The organism is Saccharospirillaceae bacterium, assembly GCA_022448365.1.
Lineage (GTDB): Bacteria > Pseudomonadota > Gammaproteobacteria > Pseudomonadales > Oceanobacteraceae > Bacterioplanoides.
Map to the genome: position 1 here is coordinate 436092 of JAKVCS010000001.1, position 12521 is coordinate 448612.

The window sequence follows — 12521 nt, forward strand, 5'->3', positions numbered from 1 at the left end:
ACGCACAGCCAGAGTATTGGCTACTCAGGCAGCGACGTCGCTGGTTAATCCATTAATCAGCTCCTGCTGATCATGGGGCCAGCTATAGTACATCCAACTGTGACTGTTTGCCGCTTCTTTATTGGTCGGAACATCAAAGCACAGGCACATAATGTCCCGCCCTTCGACGTCTTTGATGACTTTTTCAACCGAATGCCGATCTCGGTCAGCGGTTACCGCAATGGCTCCGGGTTGATGCTGGGCAATCTGGTAGCCAAACTGAACCGGATCGGAAGTGACAATGACATCCCACCCGGCACGGCGAACAACCGATGCTATTTCAATCGACTTTTCATTGGATTCTGACAACAGCAACAGGGTTTTACCGCCCATCATCAAATCATCAGGGACCGGCATGTTATTGCCTTTGAGAAAACTCACGAAACTGTCGACCGGGATCCGGTTATCACCGCGCCCCGGAAGCTTGTAAGCATCCAGGTGACCACGCTCAATCCAGCGAATGACGGTCCGGAAATTAACGCCACAATATTTGGCGACCTCTCCGGTTGTTAAAGCTTGTTTATCCCTCACTGCGCACTCTCAATTTCTGCATGACTCTTAAAGCAAGTATAGATAGCCCTGAGGCTTTTCAAGGAGAAAAAACGTAAATAGAAAAAGGGATATAAAAAAGCTGGCTTCAGTAGCGTTTTAAACTGAAGGATTTTCGCAAGCGGTTGCATTCTTTTACAAAGCGCTACATTTTACCGGTGACAATAAGAACAGCAGGCTCAGATAAAGCCTAGTCTTAAATAAAAGCAAGCGGATCAGTGAGGTGATCTATGCAGTGGAATTTGTTGCTAGTGGATGATGAAGTCGGCATTTTGCAGGCTATTCGCCGCATGCTGAGACCGGAACAATATACTTTGTTCGAGGCAGGTAACACCGCTGAAGCGATGGAAATCCTGCAAGAGCAAGATATTCATCTGATGATTACCGATTTTAAAATGCCGGGGGGCGATGGTCTGAGTCTGTGTCGTAAGGTGCGTCAGATATCCCCGGCAACCTACCGTATTTTGCTGTCAGGACAGGTGGATTATCCGGAATTACAACAAGCCTGGCGTGACGGTGACGTTCACCGCTTTGTCGCTAAGCCCTGGGACAATCTGCTGTTGACCAGCGACATCAAAGAGGGGCTAAAACAACATCACCTGTTGCGCAAAGCCCAGCTACTGCGCCATACGATCCAGGATGAGCAGCCGCTGCTGCTGACTGATGTTAATTGGATTGTGCGCCTGGTAAACCGTCCAATGTGTGAAGCACTGGGGTTAAACGAACAACAGCTGACCGGTAAAAATCTGTTTGCACCTCATATTTCAGCCATGCCGGTTGAATTAGAAACGGAAGTGACGCTGCAGGTTGAGGCAGATCATTCATGGCTCGGCTTTTTTAATTTTCTGCAAAAGGACCAACAGAAGGTCCCGAGCTGGATGACGGTCACTTCCGTAAGCGACCAATTCCGGGTCTGCCTGTGTCGCTTTGTTGGCGACGATATCAGCCCACCATCGGATTTCAAGGATGAACTGAAACGTTACTCCGGTAGCCATCACCTCAACCGCCTGGAGCGTGATGCTCATGATTCCGATGATACTCTCGAGTTACTGGTCGTCAGTTTTGACCCCCAACAGGTTGATAACAAAGACTTGTCTTCTATTTGTTACGAACGTCTGCAAGCTGCGACCAACGAGCAATTCGAAATTTACTCTCCTCAGTTGCATGTCTTCCTGATTCTGGTCCCGGCCCGCGAAGGTATTGCAATCGCCCAGCAGCGCCACATAAGCGATGATTTCCAAGACCCGATCAAATTCCGTGGCGAACGTCTGATCGTTCAACCTGGTGTCGTTATCGAACAAAAACGAGACGACCGACTCAATTGGGACGAATGGTTGCGTCAGAGGCTGGGGTTGATTCCGGAGGCAATGCAACAGGAGCCGCAAAAGCCAGCGTTGCGACTGAGCGAAGCGGCCAAAGCAACCTCACCGGCAGCGCCAGAACACCAGGCACTGCTGTTGTTTAGTCAACGCGGAGAGCTGGTTGCACTGAAGCCTGTTCAGAACAGCAGTGATACGGAACATTGGAGCGACTGGCTGACCACGATGAATACCGCCTGGAGGGCCAGCTACCCTGGACATATGACCGTCATTTTTGACGCTCAGGGGGCTTCTCTCGAACACTGCCGTGCCTACCTTGATGCCATAGGGCATTTCAATATCGAGCATGACCTTCGCAGTATTGTGATCCTCGATGAAAACCAGCTTCTATGTCAGGACAACGATGAACAGGTGTTGCGATCGGAGCTTCATCAAGCCAACTGTCAGCTGTTTATGGCCAACTTTGGACGCAGCTTTCTAAACTCGCGCCAGGTGCTCTCGCTGCCTATTCAAGGGGTAATGCTGGCGCCAGAGTTTTTATCAAACATGCGGCACAGTAAATCACTACCGCAAAGCCGGCGCCTGTTGCACCGTATCCATGATCATGATCTGCTGATTTACGCTCCGGAAATCAATGTCACTGAGAGCCTGGCTGCCGCCCATCAGAGCAATGTTGACTGGCTCAGTGGTGATGTATTGTCTCGTCCACTGAGTGCCGACCAACTGCATTGGTTTGCGCAATAAACCAATAGTTGCATGGGCTCTGGCTGAATGTCTGCGCCCTAACACTTTCCGACACGTTAGCTCTTCTCATTAGCACCTGCTGCGTTATGATAGTCGGCCTTAACAGCCGCTCAGGGCGGCTATGTGTTGTATCAGGAGCCCGTTAGTGAACAAAGATCAAGCCTACCACCAGATTGCCTTAGCCTGTCTGAAATCCCTGCGCGAATCGAATGCTGCTAACAGTAAAGATCAGGCACAGGAACTGTATGACGCAATTGATGAAGGCTTTCAAAACCAGTTTGCTCTGGTAATGGCGGAACTTGAAGATGCCAAACAGCGTCTCAGCCTGATCAACCAACTCGACCCGAAGCAGCATTCTCTGGCCGATGCACAGGCCATCATTAATGCCCAGGGAACGGCGCACTGATCGCCTAATAAATATCACAGCGTAATTCACAGGAGCTGATATGCTGTCACCCCGTTATTGGACCTTTCTACTCATCGTCTTTGCAGCGATCGTCTTTTCTATGTACAAAAAACTGAACCAGCCAGATCTAATCGTTAGTCCATCGGATGCCTACGATTATCGTTATCTCGAGCTGGATAACGGCTTGCGCACATTATTAGTACAAACGCCGGATTCAGAAAAAGCCGCTGCAGCCGTGTCCGTCGAAGTCGGGAGCGGCGATGACCCTAAAGGCCGCGAGGGTCTGGCGCACTTCCTTGAGCATATGCTGTTTCTTGGTACCGAGCCATTTCCCGATGCCGGTGAGTATCAGGCCTATATTTCCCGTAATGGTGGCTCACACAACGCCTTTACAGCTTATGGTCAGACGACCTACTTCTTCGACATCAATAACCGAGACATGAAAGGTGCACTGGATCGTTTTGCACCTTTCTTTATTTCTCCGACGTTTGATGAACAGTTTGTTGAACGGGAAAAAAATGCCGTTCATGCGGAGTATAAGTCAAAATACAAAGACGATTTCCGTCGCGTCTACTCTGCTGAAAAACAGGCAATGAATCCTGAGCATCCTCTGGCTTCTTTTGCCACCGGCAATCTGGATACCCTATCCGATCGCGAAGGCAGTAAAATCCGTGATGAATTATTAAAGTTTTATGCAGAACACTATTCATCAGACCGAATGACGTTGGTTCTTGCCGGCAATTACTCACTTGACCAGTTAGAGCAATGGGCTGTTTCCCATTTCTCCGATGTTCCAAAACGTGAGACTCAACCGGTGAAGTCCAAAGCACCGTTGTTCACTGAAGGCCAGTTACCGCTGGATATGAATATCGAACCGGTAAAGGAAATCCGTCGCCTGCAATTCACTTTCCCGCTACCACCATCAAAACACCTCTATGAATTTAAACCGATTCAGGTCATCAGTAATTTGCTTGGTCATGAAGGGGAAGGCAGTCTGCTGGAGTTTCTGAAAGACAAAGGCTGGGCCGAAAGTTTAAGCGCTGGCCGCTCTTTTGCGACAGATAATGAAACTACGATGGTGGTGCAGATCAGTCTGACAAAAAAAGGCTTGTTGCACACAGAGCAAGTTACCCAAGCGTTGATGCACTATATCGACTTGCTGAAAGACAAGCCGTTACCGGGTTACTTGATTGAAGAACAGGCTCAATTAAGCGAACTGGCCTTTCGGTTCCAGGAAAAAAGCCGTTTATCGGATTATGTAGTGCGCCTGAGCAGCAATTTGTTGGTTTACCCGGCCCACGACAGCATCTACGGTGATTACAAGTGGCAGACTATCAGTCAGCCAACATTAAAACCATTCCTTGATGCTCTGAATTCAGACAATATGTTGCGAACCCTGATTGCACCGAATGTTGCAACGGATATTCAGGACCCTTGGTACGAAACCAATATTCGATTACGTCCTGGTCGTTACAGCCGCCAGGATACTGAGACAACCGGTCTTGATCAGATGCACTTACCGGATGCCAATCCGTTTGTGCCGGAAAACTTCGAGCTGATTAGTGCGGCGAATCAGACAATACCTCAAGCACTGATCGATGAAGCAAACCGCTCATTGTGGTACTACGCCGATACCGATTTTAAACAACCGAAAGCACATGTCAGAGTGTTGCTTGAACAATACGACATACAAAATTCGGCGCGTGAACGCGTTCTGGCACGTCTATACAGCCGCACCGTTAATGAAGCGCTGAATACCTATAGCTACCCAGCCTATCTGGCCGGTTTAAGTTACAACCTGAGTACTACCGGCCAGGGTCTGCTGCTGCATATTGGCGGTTATCAGGATAAGTTACCGGAATTATTGAGCCGCATTCTGACAGAAATGCAAACGATTGAACTGGATGAGGATGCGTTCGTTCGCTACAAAAATTCGCTGCAGCGCGCATTGGAGAATCAGTTAAAAGGCAAACCGTATCACCGCACACTGGAGGAATTGAAGCACTGGTTGTATGAGCCAAGTTTTAATCAGCAACAGCTGCTAGCTGAGCTTGCATCGGTTGAACGCCAGGACGTATTAACGTTTGCTGAAAATTTCCACAAAAAGCTGGCTCAGGAAATTTATATTCACGGGAACCTGAACGAACAGCAGGCACATGATATGGCGGCGATGGTGAATCAGTATTTCCCGGCTAACAACCAACAATTATCTCCGGCAGAACTGCTACAGGCGCCGATTGGTCTGTTCCAGCAACAACTGCAGCTCGATCATCAGGATAATGCCTTTACTCTGTATATTCAGGGGAGTGACAGCAGCGATCGCAGCCGCGCCAGCTTCAGTCTGTTGGGGCAAATTTTATCGGCGCCGTATTATCAGTATATGCGCACCGAACAACAGTTGGGCTACATCGTATTTGCGACTCCTTATCCACAACAAACGGTGCCCGCACTGGCTTTCATTGTTCAGTCTCCGGAAACGGCACCGCAGCAGTTATTGCAGCATAGTGAAACTTTTTTCAAACAATATGAAGAAAAGTTAGCAGCATTAACACCGGATGAGTTTGCCAGCTTTAAGCAGGGATTAGTCAATCTGTTATTGGAAAAACCGAAAAATCTGGCAGAAAAAGCCAGTCGTTTCTGGCGCGAACTGAATCAACACCGTTATCAATTCAATACCATGGAGTCGATTGCTAAAGAAGTTGAAACGCTGACGCTGGATGAGATAACTACGCTGTATAAAAAAGCGATCAGTGAAAAGCAGCATCCATGGCTGATGATGGTTCAGGGTGGCGAATTGCAGGATGTCGCGCAGTTGTCTGAGATCGAACGCAATGAGCTGGCACGTTTTACTCTGCCCACAGCGGTTAAAAAATCAGCAGCCGATAAAAATTAACCTTTTGTCATTACCTCTTCCGGCAAACCTGAACTGCTTCCAAGTACCGGTTTGTCGGAAATTTATTCCTCGCTCAACCCCCTCAGCCGCTGATCTGCCATGATGGCTGTATCGAATAGTGTCATCGTTTTGGTGGCACCAATATCGATTGATGATCTGCGATGTAATCTGTTGAATCCGGCACCTTCGAACCTATCGACAGAGCTTTGATGGCTCTACAATCCATAGGGAAATTGTTAGCGATGCCAGTGACAGCAGGCATCAGAGGGACACCACAATCCAACAGGGAAATCAGCATGACACAAACCGCATTTATTACCGGTGCCGCTTCCGGTATTGGTAAAGCCACAGCAGAAGCTTTGTATCACCGTGGCTGGTCACTGGCATTGGCAGATATCAACCTGGTTGCTCTGCAGCAACAAACTGAGGATTGGGATCAACAACGGGTTTGTTGCTACGCATTGGATGTGACCAATATCGATCAATGCCAGCAAAGCGTCAATGAATTTGTTCAACAGCACGGCCAACAACTGAATCTGTTGCTTAATAGCGCCGGTATTTTGCAAATAGATCGCTTCGAAGAAATCAGCAACCAGCGGCATCAGCAGATTATCAATATTAACGTAACGGGCGTGATTAACTGCTGCCAGGCCGCCTTTCCTTATCTCAAGCACACCGAAAATGCCGTGGTGATTAATATGAGCTCAGCTTCGGCAACCTATGGTGTTCCTATGCTGGCTTCTTATTCGGCATCCAAATTTGCGGTCCGTGGCCTCACCGAAGGCTTGAGAATCGAATGGGAAGAGCACGGTATTAAAGTCTGTGATGTGATGCCACCGTTTGTGAATACGCATATGCTGCAATCGCAACAAAGCTCAGCGCCGGTATTGGAGAAACTGGGTGTACATATCGGTGCCAACGACGTCGTATCGGAAATTCTCAAGCAAATTGAACAACCAAAAACCCACCGTGCCGTTAGCCTGCAGTTCAAAGTTGCCTACTTCTTCAGCGAACTGCTACCAACGCGTATCACTGGCGGAATTATGCGATTATTGCATCGAGGCTGACGATCACAGCAGCGCATAGGACTATCAATCCTATGCTCTTTTCTTTACCTGAAATTATTCTTCCGGTGGCTGAGTGTTTGGCGGATTAATATCCAGCAGGAAATGCCCGTAAACACATTTTCCACCGAGATCAATCACGATCACCATCGCCAGACCTTTGTATTGGCTATTGATCAGAATATGTTCATATTCATCACCCATGCGATATACATGACTGACCTGCCCCTCGCGACAGTCTGCCACTCCGAAATCCTCAGAAGGAATGGCTTCGACATAGGCCCAGAAGTCCATAGGCGGTTCTCCACCTTCAACTCGCTTTGGCTCACTGCGGGTAGCATCAAATTCGGCTTTGCTTAATAAACGGGTTTGCATACGACACCTGAAACATTATTTGCCGGGCATTTTATGGCAGTCACACAAGGATGCAATCAAATCTGAAGTTCTTTCGTCCCTTATTCGAAGCCGTACTCACCCTGGTGTGAGTGATGGAAACCGCGATCGCATTCAGCGCTCGCATTAATGATGAGGAACAGACAATGAATAACAAACGATTACTATCAGCCACTCTGGCTGGTCTGGCGTCTCTGGCTGCAATTCCGGCACAAGCAGTGCCCGATACTCCCAAAGCCTGGGAAAAGTGTGCGGGGATTGCAAAGGCAGGTATGAATGACTGTGGCGCACTCGATGGCTCACATGGCTGCGCAGGTCAGGCAAAAATGGACAATATGGACACTGAATGGGTCTACGTTCCTGAAGGTACCTGCGAAAAAATCACCGGGGGTCGTGTTGCTAAAGTAAAACCGGCAAAGTAAGACAAGGATGGTAAGCGTCAACAACACCCGGATAACCGCTGCAGAGGGCGTAGGCTTAGGCCTGCGTATTCCTCATTTAAGTTATATATTGCAACACCGCCCTGCCATTAACTGGTTTGAAGTGCCGGTCTGCAATTTTCTGAGAGCACCGTTCAATCGTGATTTATTGCATCAGATCAGCGCTCATTATCCACTCAGTTTTCATGGTGTGAGTCTGAATCTCGGTGGCAGTGACCAACTGAACCAGGAATATTTATCCGCGCTGAAACGGGCCGTTGATGAATTTCAACCGGCACTGGTTTCTGAACACGCTTGCTTTACCGCGCATCAAGGACAGCATTTTCATGATTTGCTACCGGTTCCCTACACCCAACAAGGCGTAAAACACTTTGTGGACCGCCTTGATCAGGTACAAAATGTTCTCGGCCGGAAAATTCTGATTGAGAATGTCTCACGCTATTGTGCTTACCCTGAAAGCGAGATGAGTGAGGCCGAGTTTCTCGCAGCCATTTGCCACCACAGTGGCTGTGGACTGGTGCTTGATCTCAACAATATCTATGTCAATCAAATGAACTTTCCCAAAGACACTCACTTATCGCTGGAACATTTCATCCGGCATATTCCCTTAGACAGCATCGGTGAACTGCACCTGGCCGGTCATAGCCGCCAAGGGGAATATCTGGTGGATACTCACGGCAGCGAAATTTGTGATCCGGTCTGGGATCTCTATAGCGACTTTCTCAAATACTGGCGCAGCAACAGCACCAAACAGCATCGAACCAAAACCGCTCCGCCCTGTCTGATTGAATGGGACAATAACTTACCGACGTTTTCGGTACTGCAACAACAAGGTGAAAAAGCGCAATTGCTGATGGAAAGTACTTTGAACAGAAGCACCCCGGTTGAAAACAACAGGTTTAGAAACGACCGGATCAAAGACAACCACCAAGACAATGCCGCCAGGGAGCTTTTATTGTGAGCGTCGCTTACCAACAGAGCCTGGATCAATTTTGTCAGCAGACGTTGGCGCAGCATCCGGTGTATGCCAATAATCAACGGGCAAGCCATTATCAGGCGCTGGCAAATAATCTGCCACTGACTCACCACCTGTGTGGTGATGACGACTTTTATGCTCTGGCCGAATGTTTTCGACAGCATAACGACCAGCATCACTGGGATATTAATACCCACGGTGAACAGTTCCCGTTATTGCTCGACCATCAGCAATACGGTGTCAAAGCCGATAGCAAAGACTGGTCATTACTCAGCCAGGTGGCAACGTTCGAATATCAGCTGATTGCTCTGTATTACCAGCAAAAAACCGCTTGTATGCAACAATCTCTGCCTCACGCCGAGCAGTTATTGCCCGCATTGCAACATTTTCATCCTTACCTCGATATCAGCGCAGCCGGCCAGCGGAACACGTGTTTTGATTTGATTTACCACCTCACCGATGATCATTTCAGTATCCGGGTCAGGGACTCAGTAATGGCTGACTGTTCACATGACTGAACATCATCACAACCGACTGCTACCAGAAGAGCTGCAACAGCTATTTCAATACGCAATGGTATTATGCCAACAGACGGATGATGCCCAGGACCTGCTTCAATCAGCGGTGGAACGTTATCTGTTAGCAATACGTCGTGGACATTCCATAACTAATAAAATGGCTTATCTTCGCAGCACTATCCGTAATCGATTTATTGATTCATATCGACATCAGCAGCGGTGGCCCAACGAATCCTTTGAAGAACAGCAGGACTACGATATTTCACCGGTCGATATCGAGCAGCTTCATATCGAGCAACAAATTCTTCAGCAAGTATGGCAAACACTGGCGCCTAAGGATCGGGATATTCTGTACCACTGGGCTGTCCTGGGTCATACCACAGACGAGGCCTGCGAAATTCTGAATATGCCCCGTGGTAGCTTCCTGTCGAGAATTCATCGCTTGCGTAAACGCTGCGAGCAACTGCAGCATGCAATGAATAAACCGACCAGTGGCAATTACCAACACACCTGTGGAGGACATGGCGAATGAAACCGATACAACCCCCACCGGGTGATAAACCTTTTCGCGATACGGTTCGCCAGATTTGTCTGCAGCCTGAATTAGAGCAACAAAAATTACAGGAGTTATTGCAACTGCAAGACGAATTATTAGATAAGACACCTAACAATAATTATAACCGGCAAAGTCTCTCGACTAACGCAGCTATCACTGAAAAGAAAGCGGCCAGATGGATTAATTGGATGGCATCACCTGTGAGTGGTTGGGTAGCCTCGGTGGTCATCGCCATTGGGTTGGTAATGTTCATGTTACAGCCTGATAACTACAGCGAGGAAATTGCCTATGAAGTGGTTAAAAATCATCTGAAGCTCAAACCACTGGATATACAAACCAATGCTATGGCGGATATTCAGGGCTATTTTTCTCAATTGGATTTCTCTCCTGCCCGATCCAGCTTGTTGGAAACCACATTAACATTGACTGAAAGGTATCTGCTTGGTGGTCGCTACTGTTCGATCAAAGGCGTAACAGCAGCTCAATTGCGTTACCGCAAACATGATATTCAGACGCTCTATCAGGTTCCTTACGACAAGGCGCTGCACGGAAATATTGCCGATATTGCACACCAACCAGAGCCGGAGACACTGCATCTTAAAGGCTTAAACATTCAGCTCTGGCAGGAACATGGGTTATTAATGGTACTGGTGAGCAAACCATAACAAGCCCACAAAAAAAACGGCCATCAGGCCGTTTTTATCTGACATTGGCTCAAAACAGACTTTTCAGCTTTTCTTTGGCTTTGCGCTCCAGCTCTTTCTGTTTTTTCTTTGCTTTCTCGTCGGCTTTGCGTTTTTCGGCTTCCAGTTTCCGCTTTGCTTTTTCCTCCTCAGCTTTGGCCTTTGCTTGCGCTTTAGCACGCTGCTGAGCCTCGAAATCTTTAAGTTTACTGTCTGCCATCTTTTGCAGTTCGGCCGTTTTTTCATCAAGCGAATTATCTAGCGAGTTCAGCTGTTGCAGGTCATCTGAATAATCGCCGAGGTAAGACTGCATTTTTTCCTGTAACCGTTTTTCCAGTTTCCTTTCCAGTTCATTTTGCTTATCTTTTAGGCGCTGCTTAAATGCCTGATTCAATCGCTTATCCAGATCGGAACCCAATTCAACATCGGGGGAAGTGATGCTGCCATTTGCCTTCGCATTAATATTGAATTGATTAATCTTCGCCAGTGCCAGATTTGTTTCTTTGGCAAAGCTGGTTTTCCCTTGTCCACCAAACTGCGCCTGTGAAACTTGCGCATCGGCTTGCGCCTGAAGAGTTCCTGAAGAAACAACGGCCAGTCCTTGCACCTGAAACAAAGCGCTGTCGAGCTTGCTGCCAGCGATGCCTAAGTTAATATCACGCACCGTCCAGTCTTTCACCGTCAGGGTAACGTTATCGCGGTTTATTCCCTGCCGGTGATCCAGCACCACATCGATATTCAGGTCTTCGATATCCGTCAGCTGCTGTCCCTGCAGAGTAATGTGCGCAGGACGGCCAAGCACGTCTTGCTGGTGAGTCATATCCAGCGCATTAATTTCCAGTGATCCCCCCAACATCGGGGCGCTCATCGTGGCTTTGCGAATCAGGAATTCTGGCCATGGATCATCCGATGGAAAATGAATAAAACGTCCCGTCGAACGCTGTGCCGCAGCCGACGTACTGGCATCTGCGACCTCTTCTTCGTCAGAAGCCAGATACGGTTTCACTTTCTCATACCAGTACAGCGCCTTGTTCGCCCATTCACCAGCCTCGTTACCGAACAACAGTGCGCTCAGATTTGCTGCTCCCTGAGCATCAAACTGATATTTACCTTTAATTGTCGCGACGTCCTGTCCCGGTGCTTTCTTTAGTTCGCTCAATTTTTCGGCAAGCTCGCGGCGGCTGTTACTGATCACCGCTTTCGCTTGCGATACCGCATCTTTGTCCTGTCGGAATTGTTTCTTCAGCGCATCCAACTGTTGTTTGCGCTGCTTGAAGTCATCCAGTGATTTGATATCGGTAGACAACAACGCCTTTAATTCGTCCTCATAACGCGCCAGCTGTTTGCTATCCGGAACCGCAGCTGTTGCCTGATCAATCGATGCTTTGCTGTCGTCGAATGCCTGCTGGACATCTTGACCAGCCTGTTCCGTCTTAAGTGGTTCACGTGCCAGAATCTCATCAACCGAAGGAACGCTGGCAATAGACGGTGACGAATCCTTCGCAGCGCCATCAGCGCCATCAGCGTTTGTTTCGCTGTCGTGTGTGTCGCTATCCATTTCATCAGTGATCTCCAGCTTTCCCGATTCTGAACGAGGGGTATTAAACTGCAGATTATTAACCGACAAATCTTTTACAATGCCCTTGCCCAATAACACGGGGGCCAGTTCCAGTTGAGCAACAGCCTGATCAAGCTGAATCAGGTTCTCCATCGGCTTATCAGCATCAGCAATTTCCAGATTATCGAGCGTCACTCCCAAAGGGCTCAAACTGACATGAACATCTTCAACACTGACTTTTGCTCCGGCCGCCTGACTGCCAAAGTGCTCTATGCTGCTTTTAATAATGGGTCCTGCGGCAAATAATAAAAAAGCCATCAACCCTGCCAGAGTGACCACAAATCCGATTAATCCTGACCAGCGAATCCACTGTTTCATGCCTT

The 12521-nt window shown here is 48.3% G+C and carries 12 protein-coding genes; 9 read left to right on the forward strand and 3 right to left on the reverse strand.

Annotated elements, in window-relative coordinates; genetic code table 11:
• Positions 1–24: 24 nt before the first annotated feature.
• Positions 25–570 (reverse strand): helix-turn-helix domain-containing protein, encoded by a 546-nt coding sequence (locus MK185_01965; GenBank protein ID MCH2039387.1) that lies wholly within the window; start codon positions 568–570, stop codon positions 25–27.
• 248 nt (positions 571–818) lie between these two features.
• Here MK185_01965 and MK185_01970 point away from each other — a divergent pair, with 248 nt between their 5' ends.
• The 4 genes from MK185_01970 (at position 819) to MK185_01985 (ending at position 7017) form a co-directional block, all read left to right on the forward strand.
• Positions 819–2651, forward strand: coding sequence for a response regulator (locus MK185_01970; protein ID MCH2039388.1), 1833 nt, complete (start codon positions 819–821; stop codon positions 2649–2651).
• Between the two features lie 145 nt (positions 2652–2796).
• On the forward strand, positions 2797–3057 hold the full coding sequence (locus MK185_01975; protein MCH2039389.1) for a hypothetical protein: 261 nt from the start codon (positions 2797–2799) through the stop codon (positions 3055–3057).
• A 40-nt stretch (positions 3058–3097) separates the two neighbouring features.
• Positions 3098–5950: an insulinase family protein gene (locus tag MK185_01980; GenBank protein ID MCH2039390.1), complete on the forward strand. Its 2853-nt coding sequence runs from the start codon at positions 3098–3100 to the stop codon at positions 5948–5950.
• Positions 5951–6246: 296 nt separating this feature from the next.
• Positions 6247–7017, forward strand: a complete 771-nt coding sequence (locus MK185_01985; GenBank protein ID MCH2039391.1) for an SDR family oxidoreductase — start codon at positions 6247–6249, stop codon at positions 7015–7017.
• 54 nt (positions 7018–7071) lie between these two features.
• On the opposite strand, the gene MK185_01990 is transcribed toward MK185_01985, so the two are convergent.
• Complete coding sequence (locus tag MK185_01990) at positions 7072–7389, reverse strand: hypothetical protein (GenBank protein ID MCH2039392.1); 318 nt, start codon at positions 7387–7389, stop codon at positions 7072–7074.
• A 113-nt stretch (positions 7390–7502) separates the two neighbouring features.
• Here MK185_01990 and MK185_01995 point away from each other — a divergent pair, with 113 nt between their 5' ends.
• From MK185_01995 to MK185_02015, 5 genes are read left to right on the forward strand one after another with little or no spacing between them, the layout of a single operon-like run.
• On the forward strand, positions 7503–7829 hold the full coding sequence (locus MK185_01995; protein ID MCH2039393.1) for a DUF2282 domain-containing protein: 327 nt from the start codon (positions 7503–7505) through the stop codon (positions 7827–7829).
• A gap of 7 nt (positions 7830–7836) precedes the next feature.
• Positions 7837–8808, forward strand: coding sequence for a DUF692 domain-containing protein (locus MK185_02000; protein ID MCH2039394.1), 972 nt, complete (start codon positions 7837–7839; stop codon positions 8806–8808).
• Entirely contained in the window at positions 8805–9341 is a 537-nt protein-coding gene (locus MK185_02005) for a DNA-binding domain-containing protein (protein ID MCH2039395.1), read from the forward strand. The genes MK185_02000 and MK185_02005 overlap by 4 nt, the downstream gene beginning before the upstream one ends.
• The gene (locus MK185_02010; protein ID MCH2039396.1) at positions 9334–9873 is read left to right on the forward strand and encodes a sigma-70 family RNA polymerase sigma factor; all 540 of its coding nucleotides are present in this window, start codon (positions 9334–9336) and stop codon (positions 9871–9873) included. Before MK185_02005 ends, MK185_02010 begins: the two co-directional genes overlap by 8 nt.
• Complete coding sequence (locus MK185_02015; protein ID MCH2039397.1) at positions 9870–10562, forward strand: hypothetical protein; 693 nt, start codon at positions 9870–9872, stop codon at positions 10560–10562. Before MK185_02010 ends, MK185_02015 begins: the two co-directional genes overlap by 4 nt.
• Positions 10563–10611: 49 nt before the next feature.
• Here the strand turns inward: MK185_02015 and MK185_02020 are convergent, their stop codons facing one another.
• Positions 10612–12516, reverse strand: a complete 1905-nt coding sequence (locus MK185_02020; protein ID MCH2039398.1) for a TIGR03545 family protein — start codon at positions 12514–12516, stop codon at positions 10612–10614.
• Between the last annotated feature and the right edge of the window lie 5 nt (positions 12517–12521).

Excerpts from the sequence above, each read along its gene's own strand:
- MK185_01980 (MCH2039390.1), top strand. The coding sequence starts at position 3,098 with ATGCTGTCACCCCGTTATTGGACCTTTCTACTCATCGTCTTTGCAGCG.
- MK185_02000 (MCH2039394.1), top strand. The coding sequence starts at position 7,837 with ATGGTAAGCGTCAACAACACCCGGATAACCGCTGCAGAGGGCGTAGGC.
- MK185_01985 (MCH2039391.1), top strand. The coding sequence starts at position 6,247 with ATGACACAAACCGCATTTATTACCGGTGCCGCTTCCGGTATTGGTAAA.
- MK185_02015 (MCH2039397.1), top strand. The coding sequence starts at position 9,870 with ATGAAACCGATACAACCCCCACCGGGTGATAAACCTTTTCGCGATACG.
- MK185_01970 (MCH2039388.1), top strand. The coding sequence starts at position 819 with ATGCAGTGGAATTTGTTGCTAGTGGATGATGAAGTCGGCATTTTGCAG.
- MK185_02020 (MCH2039398.1), bottom strand. The coding sequence starts at position 12,516 with ATGAAACAGTGGATTCGCTGGTCAGGATTAATCGGATTTGTGGTCACT.
- MK185_01990 (MCH2039392.1), bottom strand. The coding sequence starts at position 7,389 with ATGCAAACCCGTTTATTAAGCAAAGCCGAATTTGATGCTACCCGCAGT.
- MK185_02010 (MCH2039396.1), top strand. The coding sequence starts at position 9,334 with ATGACTGAACATCATCACAACCGACTGCTACCAGAAGAGCTGCAACAG.
- MK185_01995 (MCH2039393.1), top strand. The coding sequence starts at position 7,503 with ATGGAAACCGCGATCGCATTCAGCGCTCGCATTAATGATGAGGAACAG.